The organism is Rhizobium sp. BK602, assembly GCF_014195095.1.
Classification (GTDB): Bacteria; Pseudomonadota; Alphaproteobacteria; order Rhizobiales; family Rhizobiaceae; genus Rhizobium.
In genome coordinates this window covers 221,665-237,502 of sequence record NZ_JACIBC010000001.1, presented here as the reverse complement: position 1 = coordinate 237,502, position 15,838 = coordinate 221,665, and the positions used below count along the sequence as shown (strand labels likewise).

At 60.3% G+C, this 15,838-nt stretch carries 15 protein-coding genes; 2 read left to right on the top strand and 13 right to left on the bottom strand.

Annotated features, from left to right (window positions below; genetic code table 11):
* Nucleotides 1-177: 177 nt before the first annotated feature.
* The 3 genes from FHX11_RS01135 to FHX11_RS01125 form a co-directional block, all read right to left on the bottom strand.
* Nucleotides 178-483 carry a hypothetical protein gene (locus tag FHX11_RS01135; protein ID WP_184354208.1) on the bottom strand — a complete coding sequence of 102 codons (306 nt, stop codon included), beginning with the start codon at nt 481-483 and terminating at the stop codon, nt 178-180.
* Between the two features lie 175 nt (nt 484-658).
* Entirely contained in the window at nt 659-1,090 is a 432-nt protein-coding gene (locus FHX11_RS01130; RefSeq protein ID WP_184354206.1) for a secondary thiamine-phosphate synthase enzyme YjbQ, read from the bottom strand.
* An 85-nt stretch (nt 1,091-1,175) separates the two neighbouring features.
* Nucleotides 1,176-1,529, bottom strand: coding sequence for a DUF1428 family protein (locus FHX11_RS01125; protein ID WP_184354204.1), 354 nt, complete (start codon nt 1,527-1,529; stop codon nt 1,176-1,178).
* Between the two features lie 149 nt (nt 1,530-1,678).
* Here FHX11_RS01125 and FHX11_RS01120 point away from each other — a divergent pair, with 149 nt between their 5' ends.
* Nucleotides 1,679-2,071, top strand: coding sequence for a GNAT family N-acetyltransferase (locus FHX11_RS01120; protein WP_184354202.1), 393 nt, complete (start codon nt 1,679-1,681; stop codon nt 2,069-2,071).
* 6 nt (nt 2,072-2,077) lie between these two features.
* Here the strand turns inward: FHX11_RS01120 and FHX11_RS01115 are convergent, their stop codons facing one another.
* The 10 genes from FHX11_RS01115 to FHX11_RS01070 all read right to left on the bottom strand — a co-directional run bounded on the left by FHX11_RS01115 (nt 2,078) and on the right by FHX11_RS01070 (nt 14,804).
* Entirely contained in the window at nt 2,078-2,995 is a 918-nt protein-coding gene (locus FHX11_RS01115; RefSeq protein WP_246780864.1) for a LysR substrate-binding domain-containing protein, read from the bottom strand.
* A gap of 331 nt (nt 2,996-3,326) precedes the next feature.
* Nucleotides 3,327-4,556 carry an MFS transporter gene (locus FHX11_RS01110; RefSeq protein WP_184354199.1) on the bottom strand — a complete coding sequence of 410 codons (1,230 nt, stop codon included), beginning with the start codon at nt 4,554-4,556 and terminating at the stop codon, nt 3,327-3,329.
* 144 nt (nt 4,557-4,700) lie between these two features.
* Nucleotides 4,701-5,399 carry a phenylalanine--tRNA ligase beta subunit-related protein gene (locus FHX11_RS01105; protein WP_184354197.1) on the bottom strand — a complete coding sequence of 233 codons (699 nt, stop codon included), beginning with the start codon at nt 5,397-5,399 and terminating at the stop codon, nt 4,701-4,703.
* Between the two features lie 81 nt (nt 5,400-5,480).
* Nucleotides 5,481-6,290, bottom strand: coding sequence for an AraC family transcriptional regulator (locus FHX11_RS01100; RefSeq protein WP_184354195.1), 810 nt, complete (start codon nt 6,288-6,290; stop codon nt 5,481-5,483).
* 102 nt (nt 6,291-6,392) lie between these two features.
* Nucleotides 6,393-7,373 (bottom strand): DMT family transporter, encoded by a 981-nt coding sequence (locus tag FHX11_RS01095; protein WP_184354193.1) that lies wholly within the window; start codon nt 7,371-7,373, stop codon nt 6,393-6,395.
* A 134-nt stretch (nt 7,374-7,507) separates the two neighbouring features.
* Nucleotides 7,508-8,920, bottom strand: a complete 1,413-nt coding sequence (locus tag FHX11_RS01090; RefSeq protein ID WP_184354191.1) for a DUF930 domain-containing protein — start codon at nt 8,918-8,920, stop codon at nt 7,508-7,510.
* 237 nt (nt 8,921-9,157) lie between these two features.
* On the bottom strand, nt 9,158-9,961 hold the full coding sequence (locus tag FHX11_RS01085) for an APH(3') family aminoglycoside O-phosphotransferase (RefSeq protein WP_184355745.1): 804 nt from the start codon (nt 9,959-9,961) through the stop codon (nt 9,158-9,160).
* A gap of 90 nt (nt 9,962-10,051) precedes the next feature.
* Nucleotides 10,052-12,112: an RNA polymerase sigma factor RpoD gene (gene rpoD / locus FHX11_RS01080; protein ID WP_184354189.1), complete on the bottom strand. Its 2,061-nt coding sequence runs from the start codon at nt 12,110-12,112 to the stop codon at nt 10,052-10,054.
* 445 nt (nt 12,113-12,557) lie between these two features.
* The gene (gene tdh, locus FHX11_RS01075) at nt 12,558-13,595 is read right to left on the bottom strand and encodes an L-threonine 3-dehydrogenase (RefSeq protein ID WP_184354187.1); all 1,038 of its coding nucleotides are present in this window, start codon (nt 13,593-13,595) and stop codon (nt 12,558-12,560) included.
* A gap of 21 nt (nt 13,596-13,616) precedes the next feature.
* Nucleotides 13,617-14,804 (bottom strand): glycine C-acetyltransferase, encoded by a 1,188-nt coding sequence (locus FHX11_RS01070; RefSeq protein WP_184354184.1) that lies wholly within the window; start codon nt 14,802-14,804, stop codon nt 13,617-13,619.
* Nucleotides 14,805-15,066: 262 nt separating this feature from the next.
* On the opposite strand from FHX11_RS01070, the gene FHX11_RS01065 reads away from it, so the two are divergent.
* The gene (locus tag FHX11_RS01065; RefSeq protein ID WP_184354182.1) at nt 15,067-15,837 is read left to right on the top strand and encodes an SDR family oxidoreductase; all 771 of its coding nucleotides are present in this window, start codon (nt 15,067-15,069) and stop codon (nt 15,835-15,837) included.
* Nucleotide 15,838 lies beyond the last annotated feature (1 nt).

Here is a 15,838-nt window from a genome sequence, read left to right as displayed (position 1 = left end):
AACGGTTCACGTCTCATTCAGGTACAACGACGGCAAAACCGATGCCAGAGACAGCTTCGACGGGCAACAGAAAATAAAAGATCGCCCCTTTCACGAGGGCAACTTCATCAGGCATGGAATTGCACGGATGAGACGTCGTTTCGCCTCCTACCTGAGACTATCCATCGCTCCTGGACCTTAGCGACGGATCAGCGGGCAACCCGGTACATTGGCGAAAACGATGCGCTCCGGGCCGCGACGGCTAAGGCCGTCGACGACGACACGGCGCGGCGTGATATTGACGATATGGGCGCGACGCAGGCCCATGGCGCGCGCCTTCTGCACGGCACCGGTCGGCGAGCATGCACGGGCGCGATGATGATCGTAGCGGACCTGGTGAACATTGGCTGCGAATTCGTTCGCCGATGCGGTCGCAGCCGTGGCGGAAACGGCACCAAGCGCGATCAGAGCGGCAATACCTGCCTTCACGAAAAGATTGATCATAGGTGTTTCTCCTTCAGTCCTTGAATTGTAAGCGATCCCGATCTGCGGTTCGACGAACGAACCGGCGCCTTGGGATTGGCGATACGTTAGGCCGGCCAAACTGAACCGGACGCGAACCAGCCATTCACAAGGTATTCAGGACGGTTAACAGGAGTTCGCCCAAGCTCGCGGAGGCTCAGGCGGAAAGATGCAGGACGATATCGCGCCGGTGCGGCCGGTCGCGGTGCTCGAAGAGATAGATGCCCTGCCAGGTGCCAAGCGCTAGACGACCGCGCATGACGGGAATGCCGATCGATACCTGCGTCAGCGCCGCCTTGATATGCGCCGGCATGTCGTCCGGCCCCTCGGTCGTGTGCACGATCCATCGCATCGACGGATCGGAAGACGGCGGCACGAGGCGGCGGAAAAACGCATTGAGATCGGTTTTCACATCCGGATCGGCATTCTCCTGGATGAGCAGGGAACAGGACGTGTGGCGGACGAAGACGGTCAAAAGCCCCTCGCCCGCACCCGATCCCACCGCCGCCCGAACGAAATCCTGCGCCTGCTTCGTGAATTCGTAGAGCCCCTGGCCATGGGTGGAGAGCGTGATGACGGTCTGAGGCATGATGGCTCCCTAGGACAATAGCAGCGCGATGATGCGCATCAGGTCAGCCGAGGCGGTCGGAAAGTCAAGTCCGGCCGCCGTCGGACTAGGCCTGCAGGAAGATCTCGAAGCCGCCATAGATCAGGCGCTTTCCGTCGAAGGGCATGTTCTCCATGTCGTCCTTCAGGCGGGGATCGGCCATGACCTTTTCCAGAACGGCGTCGCGATGCTGGCGGGTTTCATAGGTGATCCAGGAAAAGATCACGAATTCGTCGTCCTTGGCCAGCACGGCGCGGGGAAAGGAGGTCAGCTCTCCATAGGGCACGTCGTCCCCGATCGCCTCCACATAGCTCAGCGCGCCGTGATCCTTCCAGACCTCGGCCGCTTTGCGCGCCAGTTCCTTGTAGCTTTCGAACCTGTCTTTGGGCACGGCAAGAATAAAGCCATCGACATAGGACATATCGGTCTCCTCTGTTCCGGTTGCACGCGCAAAGGACGATCGATGATAGCGCGATCCGACAGATCATGCACTTTTGGGTGCTCGCAACGGATGGATGATGCAGCTAGACTTGATATTGCAGCAAGATGAGCAAGCGGCGGGAGACGGCCATGACGATCGATGTCAGGATCGATCCCCATCCTGGAAACGAAGCACTCAACGACTTGTGGGCCTCGGCCTGGAATGAACCGACGCCACGCGACTTCTCGCCGGTCCTCTCGAGAAGCCTTGCCCATGTCTGCGCCTATGCCGGAGAACGGCTGGTGGGCTTCGTGAACGTGGCATGGGATGGCGGCATCCATGCTTTCATCCTCGATACCTGTGTCGCACGCGATTTCCAGAGACGGGGAATAGCAACGAAGCTGATCGAACAGGCAACGGCAATCGCGCGCGAACGCGGCGCGACCTGGCTGCATGTCGATTTCGAACCACATCTTATCGGCTTCTACCGGAGCCTCGGCTTCAGGGAGACCGAAGCCGGCCTGATAAGGCTGCGCGATTGACAGCAATCATCGATCGGGCCCTTGGCCGCCCTTGACCTGGGATAGCAGCCAGTTGCGAAACAACGCCGCCGATGGGTTTTGCAGTGCATTGGGTGGATAGAGCAGATTGTAGCTGGTGGCTGCCGGCTGAACCTCGATGAAGCAGCGGAGCAGACTTCCATCCGCAATGTCTTTGCTGACGAGCGAACTGCGAACCAGCGCAAAGCCCTGCCCCTCCCGGCACGCCTGGAGCATATCCGCAAAAGTCTCGAACAACGGCCCGTTTTCCACCGCATGGCCAATATCGAAACCGTCGCCGTCCCGATCGTCCTCCCCGCCGACGGTCACCTGCTCATACCAGCGCTGCCAATCCAATACCGTATGCCGCATGCCGGCATAGCGCAGCAGAGGAGCCGCCCTGATCGCATTGCGCCCAGGCAGCTGCCGGGAAAGTTCGGGCGAGCTGATGACGAACTCCTCGTCGATCAGCAATTCCTCGACCACAAGCCCGGCCTCGTCGCGCCCGAGCCAGATTGCAAGATCGACACCAGCCGGCCCGAAATCGGGGCGTTGGTAGCCGACGGCCATCTTCAACTCGATGTCGGGATGGCGCCGGCAAAAATCCGGCAATCGCGACGCCAGCCATTGGCTCGAAAATTCCGGCGTCACCGACAAGGTCAGCGCGCGAACCGATACGCTCGCTCGCGCCTGATGGAGCGCGGACTCCAGTTGCGTGATCGTCTCGACGATAGCCGGATGGAGGCGAGCGCCAAGCGGCGTCAGCCGGGCACCAAAACGGCCACGTTCGAAAAGCCTGCCGCCGATCCAGCCTTCAAGCTGGGAAAGCTGGTGGCTGATCGCAGTCTGCGTCAATCCCATCCGTTCGCCGGCACGTCCAAAACCGCCCGTCTCCACGATGGCGCAAAAGGCTTGCAAGATACTCAACGGAGGAAGCGGTCTCTTACCCATGAAAGTCTTTCATGCATGAGCGACGAAAGCTTCATTATACACGACAGGATTCCAAGTGCACTCCTTGTTGATCATCGGATCAAACGGAATGCGGCAGATGAGAAATTATCATGAGTTCACGCGGACGTTTCGCCTCGGCGATCGTATAAGGCACCTGTTTCAGGCGATGTCGCGGTGCCGTTTACAGGCACGGCCTCGGCGCCAGAACATTGGCCGAGCCAGCAGCCATATCCGACGCGATGTCGGCTTGGAAAACATGTTGGATACCTCGTGAATGGATCAAGCCATTCACGTCGCGCGCCAGACCCTAGCCCTTCAGCGTCTTCACCTTCGTCAGATCGGGGAAAATCCGCGTCCAGAGCAGCACAACCGCAATCGTGCCGACACCCCCGACGATGCCAGTGAGCACGGGACCGAGAGCGCTGGCGAGCATGCCGGATTCGAATTCTCCGAGCTGGTTGGAGGTGCCGATGAACAACGAATTGACCGCATTGACGCGGCCGCGCATGGCGTCGGGCGTCAGGAGCTGCACCAGTGAGCTGCGCACCACCACGCTGACCGTATCCGATGCGCCGATGATCAGCAGCGCCGCGACCGAAAGGATGATGTTGGTCGAGAGCGCGAAGACGATGGTGGCCACGCCGAATATGAAGACGGCGAACAGCATCTTCTTGCCGACGCCGCTCTGCAGCGGGTGCCGTGCCAGCCAGATCGACATGACCAGGGCGCCGATCGCAGGCGCCGCGCGCAAGAGGCCAAGCCCCCAAGGACCGGCATGCAGGATATCGCGGGCAAACATGGGCAGCAGCGCCGTAGCGCCGCCGAGCAGCACGGCGAAGAGATCGAGCGAGATCGTTCCCATCATTACCGGCCGGCTCTTGATGAAGGAAACGCCGGCAAAGACCGAACTCAGCGTCACCGGTTCGCGCGAGGCAGGCTGTTGCCGCTCCACACGGATCGAAATGACGTTGACGCTGGCAATGACATAGAGAACCGCGGAGACGATGAAAGGCGCGATCGGGCTCAGACCATAAAGCAAGCCGCCGAGCGACGGGCCGATGATGAAGGCGGTCTGCATCATCGAGGTGGACGTGGCGATCGCCACCTGCAGCATCGAAGACGGCACGATGTTCGGCAGCAGCGCCGCCATGGTCGGACGCTCGAAGGCGGTCGCCGCACCCATGATAGCGACGGCGGCGAGAATGCCATGAGGACCGATCCAATGCTGCCAGACGGCAATAGCCAGCAGCAGCGCCGTCAGACCCTCGATGAGCTGGCAGGCAAGACCGATGCGGCGGCGATCGAACCGGTCGGCCACATGACCGACGATGAAGGTCAGAAACACCATCGGCACGAACTGGCAGAAGCCGACGAGACCAAGATAGAAAGCGCTATGCGTCTGATCGTAGATCATCCAGCCCATGGCGACGGTGACCGACTGGAAACCGATGGAGGAAAAGACGCGTGAGGCGGCGAAGGAACGATATCCGGGGTGGCCGAGCGCACTGGTTCGGCCTTGGCTTTGCAGGGTATCCATGGGTCTTTCTTCGATTCCGGGCGCCGGCGCCCGGAACTATTCTCATGAGAAATATGAGCTATTGAGTAGACTTCCCTGCTCTGCCCGAATGCGGCGCTTGTCAACCGCGTTTTTGCCGCCATCGGCACTTTGCCGCCAAAAGCTTCAGCCCTGGACATCAAATCGTGGTGAGGCGCGGCTGAGTAAAGCGGTTTTGGCGCTGATCGCCCATATCGCCGCAAGTTCCCTTGCGATGGTTTCGATCAGCCTGGGCACATCACCGCCAGCTCCCTGATGCATCGCCTCCGCCACGATCAGCACGGAGCGCGTATCCCCGCGAACTGCGGAAACGCCGCTCTGCCGATTGGTCCAGCGCCGCGCATGCGCCCGCCCTGCCCCATCGGCAAAGATGACTTCGCCCGGCTCGGGATGCTCTGTCTCGCCGGCGAAAGTCAGATAGGACTCGCGGCCCGTCGCGTGGCGAACCTCCAGATCACCGGAAATCTTTGCAAGATCGAAAACGGCAACCGGCGTGGCGAAAGCAATCGAGACGGCATTGCAAAGATCGACCAGCGGATGCAGCTGCGGCAACGATTTTTCCTGGCGGAAACGGCGAAGCAGTGCCTCCGAGGCACAGCGATATTGCGTCGGTTTCAATCCCATTTTGGCAAAGACACGCCGCCATGCCTGGATTTCCGGCATCTCTCCTTCCGGGCTTTTCTCGAGCCGCTTTTCGGCGATGGCATGGAAACCGGAGAGCCGGCCGACGACATCGATATCCGCCGTGATCCCCTCGGCGAAGACTACGCCGGGAACCAGCTCCGGGAATTCGCTCCACATATCGTCTGAATGGCGGAAATACATGGTCTCTCCTTCTGTACGCCACGCTTGGCGGCGCAGAAAAACCCTTCATCATGTCCCGGTCTTGAACAAAATTGCAGAGGTCTAACAGACTGCCGCCGCATAGACGCCTGGCGTAATGCCGAAATTGCGAACGAAATGGCGCGTCATGTGGCTCTGATCGGCAAAGCCGCTGGCGAAGGCTACCTCGGCCAGGGACGTGCCCGCCGCAATCAAGCGGCGTGCTTCGTGGATACGGCGCTGCAGCAGATAGGCATGGGGCGTAAGCCCCATCGCCTTGCTGAATCCACGCAGGAACTGGAAGTGGCTCAGCCCGCATACAGCCGCGAGTTCGGCAAGTGTCAAAGATGCCGCGGGATCATCATCGATCAGTTCGCGGGCGCGACCGATGGCGGCGGGAACGGCAACATCGCGCGGCGGCGGCACGCCCTCGCTCATCGCGGCCGCGACGAGCGACAACAGCAGTTCCTCCTGGAACAGCCTATCCCATGGCGTTGAATTGTCGATTACAAGCGGGAACAGCATTGCGAAACACGCCGCCATCCGGTCATTGCGGATGACGGGCAACGGAAACTCGGCGCCGGCCACTTTCCCTTCGCCGATATCGTTCAAGAGACCGCCGATCACCGGCGGATCGAAATGGAGCATCGTCCAGGCGCGGCTTTCGCCGATGGGCATGCCGTCATGCACTTCATTTGGGTTGAAGCAGATGACATCTCCAGCCTCGGCGCGCACCATTCCACGCCCACTCAGCGATTCCTGCGCGCCGGCGTCAATGACGCCGATGCCGAATTGATCATGCGTATGCTTGGGAAAGCTATAATCCGTTTCAGCCCTCACGGCCTCGATGCCGATGGCGCGGGAGCGGAACATTCTGAACTGACCGGATCTCATACCCGTCGCTTCCCCTATGGATCGAGCCTCGGCCCGAAGGCTGCGCCAGAAACTAGCGCGGCGGCGCCATGGCAGGCAATCGCGACCGACCAGGATTGCGCGTCACCTGCCTGATGCCGCAGCCTTCTCGTCCTCTGCCGTCGCAAGGGCCGCTTGCGGACTGGCTGCGACAGCGGCCGGCAGCGGCGTGCCGCGCTTGCGCTCGCGCGCCAGCGTCAGCAGACCCGAGAAGATGATGAGGCCGATACCGAAGGCCATCGGCAGGTCGATACTATCGTTGAACAGCAGATAGCCGAACGCGATGGCCCAGATCATCTGGCTGTATTGCGGCGGAGCGACGAGATTGGCCGGCGCCATCTGCGCCGCAAGCAACAGCAGCACGCTGCCGCAGGCGCCGAGCAGCCCATAACCCGCCAGGAACACCCATTGCCATTGTGCCGGCATGGTCGCTTCCGACAGCATCAGAAGACCGCTGATGGTAAGCGTGCCGAACAGGCCGGCGCCATAAAGCGAAATACGCTTTTCCTTGGAGCCGAGCCCGCGATTGACGACGATCGAGATCGCCGCGGCCAGGCCGCCGATCGCAGCACAAAGATGACCGATCGAAAGCTCGCGGAAACCCGGCCGCAGCACGACGAGCACGCCGACGAAACCGAGAATGACCGCCGTCCAGCGCTGCCAGCGAACATCCTCCTTCAGAAAGACGACCGACAGGATGGTGACGAAGGACGGCAGCAGGAACAGCAGCGCGAAGGCCTCCGCCATCGGCAGCTTGGTGAAGGCGATGATGGAGCAGATCGCGCCGGTGGCGCCACAGGCAAACCGCAGCATCCACAGGGGCCGGTTCGACGTCCGCACCATATCCAGCCAATCATCACCCCGCTTCTTCAGGAAAGGCATCGCCGCCAGGCCGAACAGCGCACCGATAAAGGCTACCTGATAGGACGGCAACGTCCCATGCAGCATCTTGATCGACGCATCGCTGAAAGCGAAGACGGCATAGGAGGCGAATGCCACAAGGACACCGCGAAGCGTGGAATGGCCAGCGGCCAAGGAATTGGAATCGGCTGTGATCGTCGTCATCGGAATGTGCGCTGCAAAGGGAGGAGAAATGAATCGGGAGGCTTGCAGGCAATTGTATGATGAAATGGGCGGAATTTCGATTGGGCTGAAATAAACTATTGTTTCAGGTGGATGCCGGATGTGGCCATTCAAGGTCAATTTCCGAGAAAACGTGATCTATCCATCTGGCTTGGGGCAACATGTCCTCTGACGGTATAGGAAAAGGCGACAACTTTCAGCGCGTCGCTATCCACTTGGCAGGTGAATGCCACCCTTTGCCAGCCGCTGGGCGTATCAACCGCAACCCCATCCCCAAACAAGCTGATATCAGAAAGCATAGCGGACGATAGCGCAGAGTTATTAAAGCCTACTGCACCAAGATCGTGGCTAAACTGCAACTTCTCCTCAGAGTTGCAAAGATAACGCACCCGATCACGTCGCGGCAGCTTCTTCCAAGCATCATAGTCGCTCTTCGAAAGACGTGCCATCTCGGCACCTGAATAGAGCTTCTTGGCTTCAATAGCTCTTTTCGGCACAAGTGATTTGGGTGGTTGCGGCTCGGTGACTAAGGCAGTACCGCCTGTCTGACCGCCCTGACTGCTCGAAGCCGACTGGCTTTGCGAAGCCTGCTCTGTCGGAGATGGCTTGACCAACGGAACGACAATCTGCGGCTCAACCTTTGCCTCATCCTTTGTCCGGTTAGCCGGATTTTGCTCCTGCGGATCGGATGGCGGCGCCTGTACGGCAGCTTGCGCCTGCAGATCATTCTGATCGGCCGATTGCGCCTGCGGCTGCTGCACCTGCGAATCCGAAGGTTCATTGGTCGCCAGAACATCCGGGGCCGAGGAGGAGGTTTTGGCGGTCGAATCGGTTGCCGGCGGCTTGGCCGCATTCGCTTCCTGGCTTTGGGCATCGGCTTGCTGTTGAGCTTGCTGCGCTTGAGCCTGGACTTCTGCCGCTTCCGCGGCAGCATCGTTCGGCGGTGTCTGCGGAGTATCGTTTGCCTGCGACAAGGCCTCAGCCTGCTGCGTGGTCGTCGGGTCCTTCTCGTCGCCTTTCATATCCGGGAGTGGTGTCTCCGTAGCGGAAAGTTGTTGCGTCGCTTTGTCGTCAAGCTTGTCGGCGCCGGCATCGTCAGGTTTGGATGCGGGCTTTTCCGCGTGTTCTTCGGGCTTATCGGCCTTAGTCTCAGCAGGTTTTGATGAAGGCTTTTCAGCCTGCTCCTTGCCGTCGGGATCGGATTGCTTTGGCGGTTGTTCGTCCGACTTTTTCCCCTGAGGCTGCTCTGGCTGCTGCTGTGCTTCGGCCGTCTGCTGCTGCGGCTTCTCATCGGGCTTCGGCGTGGGCTTCGGAGGCTGGTCGGGCTTCTCGTTCTCCTTCGTCGCAAGCTCCTGCTTTTCCTCCTGCTGCGGCACCAGCTCGACATTGACGCTCTGCTCGGGCTTTGCCTGTGGCGGTGCGGGCAGCAGCGGCAGCAGGAAAATAGCGAAAAACAGGACATGCAGGAGGATCGAAAGGACAAAGCCCGGCCTCATTTCCTTATCCCGTTTTTCCGCAACCTTTTCCATCGTTCAGCGGATGGCTCGCGAGGAGAAAGCAATCAAGAGGAAGTCGCGCATCGATTCATTCGATCCTTACCGGCAAACAGATCAGAAGACTTTCAAGCCCGCTGACATATGGTATCCGACAGCGCGTCAAGAAAGAGGCAGCCATCAGAATCGAACTTGTCAGGCCTCCATGCGATCCGCAATGGTTCAAAAACACACCTGCGTGATCGCCTGGCACCCGCGCCAATGCGCCTACAGCTAAAAGAACTCGTCCAACAGCTGATAATAGTCCATTTTCTCCACATCCACCTCGGAGATCCCATAGGCCTCCAGAAAGGGCGGAACCAGCGCTTCACCAAAATTATACCCAATGCTGCCGCAGGCCAGTGCAATATCCTGATAACGATCGGCGACACCCAGACGGCCGCAATCGATATAGCCAGCGAAGCGATCGCCAGCGGCGATGAAGTTCGGCAGGCATGCATCGCCATGGGTGACGACGACATCGTCCCCCGCCGGCCTACGCTCTACGAGCTCCCTGAAAAGCGTCCTCGCCGACTGTCCCAGGCGCGCCTCATCGAAATCGGTCTCGTCGACAAGGCCAGCAAGCACACGAGCTTTCGCGGCCTCGATCCTGACTTCCAGCCGATGATCGAAGGGGCAGGCCGCGATATCGATGCCGTGCAGCGTCCGCAGTGCCTGCGCCAGCATGCGCACGCGATCCAGAGGCAAAAGCGGGGCGGCACTGGCAAGGTCGACTCCCTCGAGCGCCGTCATCAGCAACCATCCACGGCCGCCGCCGATCTCATGCGCGATCAGCTTCGGACAAAGAAACCCTTGCGCAGCAAGCCAATGCAGCCTTTCAACCTCGCCATCCAACTCGCTGAACGGACTGACGATTTCACTCTTGAGATAGAGAGGCGGCCGACCGTCCGCTTCCAGGCGAAAAACGCTTGCCGAGGAACGGCCGAGTACATCGGATATCCAATGATAACCGGCCAACAGGTCACGCAATCGAGCCGACAGCAGCGTTTCGATGGGATCGGGCGGAGCATTCGTCATGGTCATGACCTATCTGGCAAGCTGCCATCTATAGAAAAACCCGGCTCGCTTTCGCGAACCGGGTTTTAATTGCACAACGGCAGGGGCCGCTTAGCTGTCGAGGAACGAGCGCAGCTTGCGGCTACGGCTCGGATGCTTCAGCTTGCGCAGCGCCTTGGCTTCGATCTGGCGAATACGCTCGCGGGTAACCGAGAACTGCTGGCCGACTTCTTCCAGCGTGTGGTCCGTGTTCATGCCGATACCGAAGCGCATGCGCAGCACGCGTTCTTCGCGCGGCGTCAGCGAGGCCAGCACGCGGGTCGTCGTTTCGCGCAGGTTCGCCTGGATAGCGGCGTCGATCGGCAGAAGCGCGTTCTTGTCCTCGATGAAGTCGCCGAGATGCGAATCTTCTTCGTCACCGACAGGCGTTTCAAGCGAGATCGGCTCCTTGGCGATCTTCAGCACCTTGCGCACCTTTTCGAGCGGCATGGCGAGCTTTTCGGCCAGCTCTTCCGGCGTCGGCTCGCGGCCGATTTCGTGCAGCATCTGGCGCGACGTGCGGACGATCTTGTTGATCGTCTCGATCATGTGAACCGGGATACGGATCGTACGGGCCTGATCGGCGATCGAGCGGGTGATCGCCTGCCTGATCCACCAGGTCGCATAGGTCGAGAACTTGTAGCCGCGGCGATATTCGAACTTATCGACCGCCTTCATCAGGCCGATATTGCCTTCCTGAATGAGGTCGAGGAACTGCAGACCGCGATTGGTGTATTTCTTGGCGATGGAGATGACGAGGCGCAGGTTGGCTTCGACCATTTCCTTCTTGGCGATGCGCGCTTCGCGCTCACCCTTCTGCACCATGTGAACGATGCGGCGGAATTCCGAGATCGAAATGCCGGTTTCGGTCGCAAGGTTCTGAATTTCCTGGCGGATGTCGCGGATCGTGGTGTTTTCGCTCTTGGCGAATTCCTTCCAGCCGCGCGCGGCCAGATTGCCGATCGACTTCATCCAGTTCGGGTCGAGCTCGGCGCCCTGATACTGTTCCAGGAAGCTATCGCGCTTGACGCCGTAGGATTCGGCAAGGCGCAGCAACCGGCCCTCGTTCTGCACGAGGCGCTTGTTGATGTCGTAGAGCTGCTCGACGAGAGCGTCGATGCGGTTCTGGTTCAGCGACAGCGACTTGACCGACTTGACCAGCTCGTCCTTCAGCTCCTTGTAGCGGCGCTCCTGCGCCGACGACAGGGTGCCGGATGCCGACAGGCGCTGCTCGACCTGCTGATCCTGCAGCTTGCGCAGCTTCTTGTAGGTCTCGGCGATGGTATCGAGTGTCGTCATCACCTGCGGGCGAAGCTCGGCTTCCATCGCGGCGAGCGAGAGGCTGGATTCGTCCTCGTCCTCTTCTTCCTCCTCGATGGGCATGCCTTCGCCGCCGACATCGGTAATGTCGTCGTCACCGGAAGAACGGCCGCGACGGGCCTTTTCCTTCTCTTCGGCGGCCTTGCGGTCCGCTTCGATCTTTTCCGGGCTCTGGAACTGCGGCGCCGCCTTGGCCTCGGGGCCGGAATAGGTGGTTTCGAGATCGATGATCTCGCGCAGCAGCGTCGTGCCTTCGTTGAGTTCGTCGCGCCAGATGATCAGCGCCTGGAACGTCAGCGGGCTTTCGCAGAGGCCGCCGATCATGGTCTCGCGGCCAGCCTCAATGCGCTTGGCAATCGCGATTTCACCTTCGCGCGACAGAAGCTCGACGGAACCCATCTCGCGCAGATACATGCGCACCGGATCGTCGGTACGGTCGGTCGGTTCTTTCTTCTTGGCGGTCGCAAGCGCCGAACCGGTGGAAGGCGCAAGCTCGCCACCCTCGCCGTCTTCGTCGCCGCCGGCATCGTCGTCGTCACCGCCGCCTGCCGCGCCCGCCTCTTCGACGTCTTCGTCCTCGATGACGTTGATGCCCATATCGGAGAGCATCGCCATCGTGTCTTCGATCTGCTCGGACGTCACTTCTTCGGACGGAAGAACGGCATTGAGCTCGTCCATCGTCACGTAGCCGCGCTTCTTCGCGGCCTTGATCATCTTCTTGACCGCGTCGTCGGAAAGATCGAGAAGCGGGCCGTCCGAGGTGCCGTCGCGTTCGACTTCAGCTTCTTCGTTCTCTTTGACCTTGGTTGCCATCTCTATATCGTCGCTTTCCCTGACGCTCAAAACTTACACGCGGTGAATGACCGCTCTGGCCCGGCGCGCCGCGCGCCAGCCCCGAATCACCGATAAAGACCTAACGGGTTGACCTTTAATGCCTGATTAACCACGATCACCGGCACCGGACAGCAAAGCTGGATTGCGTTTGGATTTCCGGCCATGGTATATATGATCCGCCTGATCCAGTTTACCGTTCTCTCCGAAGACAAACGGTGATTCCTACAATTTTTGTTCTCGTCAAGCTTTTCCAGCAAAAAAGCTCGTTAAATTCCAGAAAAAGCCTTATCCACAGGCTCTGGACGCCGTGAACGATTGCTCCCCGTAGATAGGAAGTCCCTTTGCGTTGACAAGAGCAGTTCCGTGAAACGGCTGTATTTCCGCAATCTGCAAGCGTTCTTGATGCGATTAAGCCACAACCGGCTCACATCCAGTCCATCACCACCTTGCCGGAATTGCCGGATCGCATCGCTTCGAACCCGTCGCGAAAATCGTCGATGCCGATGCGGTGCGTGATGACGGGCGAGACGTCGAGCCCGCCCTGGACGAAGGCGATCATCTTGTACCAGGTCTCGAACATCTCGCGGCCATAGATGCCCTTCAGGTTCAGCATCTTGAAGATCACCTTGTTCCAGTCGATCTCGAAGCCCGCCGGCGCGATGCCGAGAATGGCGATCTTGCCGCCATTGTTCATCTTGTCGATCATATCGCGGAAGGCCGGTGCCGCACCCGACATTTCAAGGCCGACGTCGAAGCCTTCCGTCATCCCGATGGACGTCATGACATCGGCGAGATTTTCCTTCGAGGCATCGACGACATGCTCGATGCCGAGCTTGCGGGCGAGCGCCAGCCGGTTCGGATTGATATCGGTGATGACGACCTTGCGCGCGCCGGAGCGCTTGGCGACCATGGCGCCCATGATGCCGATCGGCCCGGCGCCGGTGACCAGCACGTCCTCGCCCACCAGATCGAAGGACAGCGCGGTGTGCACCGCGTTGCCGAACGGATCGAAGATCGCCGCCACCTCGTCCGGAATATCGTCGGGGATCGGCACGACGTTGGATTCGGGAATGCAGACGAATTCGCCGAAGGAGCCGGGGCGGTTGACACCGACGCCGAGCGTGTTGCGGCAGAGATGGCCCCTGCCCGCCCGGCAGTTGCGACACTTGCCGCAAACGATATGCCCCTCGCCGGAGACACGCTCGCCGACATGATATTTCGTCACCGCCGAACCGATTTCGGCGATCTCGCCGCAGAATTCATGGCCGACGACCATCGGCACCGGAATGGTCTTCTGCGCCCATTGATCCCAGTTCCAGATATGCACATCCGTGCCGCAGATCGCCGATTTCCGGACCCGGATCAGCACATCGTTCGGCCCGACTTCGGGAACCGGCACGTTTTCCATCCAGAGCCCGACTTCCGGCTTCGATTTGACCAGCGCCTTCATCATGTTCGACATGAGCCGTCGTCTCCATCCGATTCAAATGATTCCGAGTTCCCGTCCCGCTTCGGCGAAAGCGCTGATCGCCCGCTCGACGTCGGCCCTTGAATGGGCCGCCGACATCTGCGTGCGGATGCGCGCCTGTCCCTTCGGCACGACCGGGAAGGAGAAGCCGATGACGTAGACGCCCTTTTTCAGCATCAGCGCCGCCATTTCCTGCGCCAGCTTGGCATCGCCGAGCATGACAGGGATGATTGGATGATCGGCGCCGGCAAGCGTGAAGCCAAGCTTGGTCATTTCGCTGCGGAAGAGCTCGGCATTGCCGCGAAGCCGGTTGCGCAGGGCATCGCCGTTCTCGATCAGATCGAAGACCTTGAGCGATGCGGCCGCGATGACCGGCGCCAGCGTATTGGAGAAAAGATAGGGGCGCGAGCGCTGCCGCAGCCAATCGACGATCTCGGTTTTAGCGGAGGTATAGCCACCCGACGCGCCGCCAAGCGCCTTGCCGAGTGTGCCGGTGATGATGTCGACCCGGCCCTCGACACCGCAATGTTCCGCCGAACCGCGACCGTGATCGCCGACGAAGCCGACAGCATGGCTGTCATCGACCATGACCATGGCACCATATTTCTCGGCGAGATCGCAGACGCCGCCGAGATTGGCGATGATGCCATCCATGGAGAAGACGCCGTCGGTGGCGATGAGCTTGAAGCGGCTGCCTTCCGCCTTCTTCAGCTCCTCCTCCAACGCCGCCATATCATTGTTGGCATAGCGGAAGCGCTTGGCCTTGGAGAGACGCACGCCGTCGATGATCGATGCATGGTTCAGCGCATCGGAGATGATCGCGTCCTCCTCCGACAACAGGGTCTCGAACAGCCCGCCATTGGCGTCGAAGCAGGAGGAATAGAGGATGGTGTCCTCCATGCCGAGAAAGGCTGATATCCGCGCCTCGAGCTGCTTGTGCTCCTCCTGGGTGCCACAGATGAAACGCACCGAGGCCATGCCATAGCCGTAACGATCGAGTGCCGTCTTCGCCGCCTCGGCCAGTTCCTCGTTATCAGCCAGCCCGAGATAATTGTTGGCGCAGAAGTTCAATACGCGTTCGCCGCTCGCAACCGCGATCTCTCCGGCCTGCTTCGAGGTGATGACACGCTCGGATTTATAGAGCCCCGCCTCCTTCAATCCGGCAAGCTCAGTCCGTAGATGGGATATGAATGCAGATGTCATGGTCACATTCCGATGCTGATCACGGAGCCCTAACGAACCAAGAAATAACACAGGTTCCGGCCTCTTGCTGCATCCGGCCGCGGCAAATGTGTAACCTCATGGCAGCGGCACGATACAGCGGACCGCCTGACATTATCTGTCGAATCGTGTGGACCGCAGGCAGGTTTTCAACCTCAGCCCCTTTGTCGCCATTGCAAAAATTACTTGACTGAGTCCACTAAATGATTGCAGATCGATTTCGATCTCAGAACAGGGGAGAACCATGAACATAGTCCACAGATTCTCCCTCGCGGGCCGGGTGGCGCTCGTTACCGGCGGTGGACGCGGCCTGGGGTTCGAAATGGCCAAGGCGCTTGCCGAGGCGGGAGCCCACGTCATCATCAATGGACGGACCGCCGCGACACTGGACAGCGCCGTGAATGCCATCCGCGCGGCAGACGGCTCGGCCGAAGCCGCCGCCTTCGATGTCGCCGATCGCGAGGCACGGAGCGCGACGATGGCTGATATCGAGAGACGGCATGGCCGCCTGGACATCCTGATCAACAACGTCGGCGCCCGCGACAGGCGCCCCCTGGCCGACTTCGAGGACGAGGCGATCCTCGCTTTGCTCAATACGGATCTGGCCGCCTCGATCATGCTTTCGCGCGATGCAGCCCGCCTGATGAAACGGCACAATCATGGGCGGCTGATCTCCGTTACCTCGATCAGCGGTCGTGTCACCATGCCCGGCGACTGCGTCTATCCGGCGGCGAAACAGGGACTGACCGGCCTCGTGCGCGGCATGGCGGTCGAGTTCGGTCCCCACGGCATCACCAGCAATGCCATCGCGCCGGGATGGTTCGCGACGGAAACGAATGCCGCGATGGTAGCGAATGCGGAACTCATGCCGGTGGTGCGCCAGCGCATTCCGATCCAGCGCTGGGGACGGCCGGACGAGATCGCCGGCGCCGCGCTGTTCCTCGCCAGCGACGCCGCATCCTTCGTCAACGGCCATGTCCTGACCGTCGATGGGGGCATGACTGCGAGGATGTGAG